The following is a 914-nucleotide window of genomic DNA, read 5'->3' as shown; positions in this document are numbered from 1 at the left end:
GGCGTGTTGCGCGACGGCGTCGCCCATCTCGCCGCCACCGGCGCGCTCGGCACCGCCCTCACCGGCCCCGCCGCCGGCTACGGCGTCGTCTATCACCTCGAGATCCTGCTGCTCTTCGCCACCCTCGTCGCGATCGGACCCCTGGTCCGCCGCGCCGGCAGGCAGCCTTCCGGCCTTGCCGCCATCCTGCCCCACCACCCCTGACAATGAGGTCCGTCATGCCAACCGGCGCCATAACCCCCTATATCGATGTCGCCCAGGTCGTTCTCTACGCGTTCTGGATCTTCTTCGCGGGCCTCGTGATCTACCTCCAGCGCGAGAGCAAGCGCGAGGGCTACCCGCTGGTCACCGGCCACAAGGGCGAGCGGCTGGAAGGCTTTCCCACCCTGCCGGCGCCGAAAACCTTCCTCCTGCCCAACGGCAAGACCCATTCGGTGCCGTGGAACGAGCCGATCGAAGTGCTGAACGCGAAATCCAGCGCCCCCTGGGACGGCGCACCGATCATCCCGCTCGGCGACCCGATGCAGGACGGCCTCGGGCCGGCCGCCTTCACCCAGCGTGACACCGATCCCGAGCTGATGCCCGAGGGCGAGGCGCGGATCGTCCCGCTGCGGGTGGCCACCGATCACTGGGTGGCCAGCGAAGACCCCGATCCGCGCGGCGCCGCGGTCATCTGCTGCGACCGCCAGTCCCCCGGCACGGTCGTCGATATCTGGATCGACCGGGCGGACCAGATGGCCGTCTGGCTCGAAGCGAGCCTCGCCGCCGATCCCGCCCGCCATGTCCTGGTGCCGATCATGCTCGCCCGTGTGACCGGCGGCGCGCCGGGCCAGACGGTCAAGGTCATGGTCAAGTCGGTCACCGCGGCGCAATTCGCCGCCGCCCCCGCCCTCGCCCATCCCGACCAGATCAGC

Annotated in this window: 2 protein-coding genes; both read left to right on the top strand. The window is 70.5% G+C overall.

Annotated features, from left to right (window positions below):
• Positions 1 to 204, top strand: a 204-nt coding sequence (locus APM_RS13155) for a PucC family protein (protein ID WP_007423855.1), incomplete at its 5' end; no start/stop codon positions are given.
• A gap of 14 nt (positions 205 to 218) precedes the next feature.
• Positions 219 to 914: photosynthetic reaction center subunit H (puhA, locus tag APM_RS13150; protein WP_039888712.1), on the top strand; the 696-nt coding region annotated here is incomplete at its 3' end.

It is taken from the genome of Acidiphilium sp. PM (genome assembly GCF_000219295.1).
Taxonomy (GTDB): Bacteria; Pseudomonadota; Alphaproteobacteria; order Acetobacterales; family Acetobacteraceae; genus Acidiphilium; species Acidiphilium multivorum.
The sequence above is the reverse complement of the archived record's forward strand: the minus strand, read 5'-3'. Positions and strand labels throughout refer to the sequence as shown.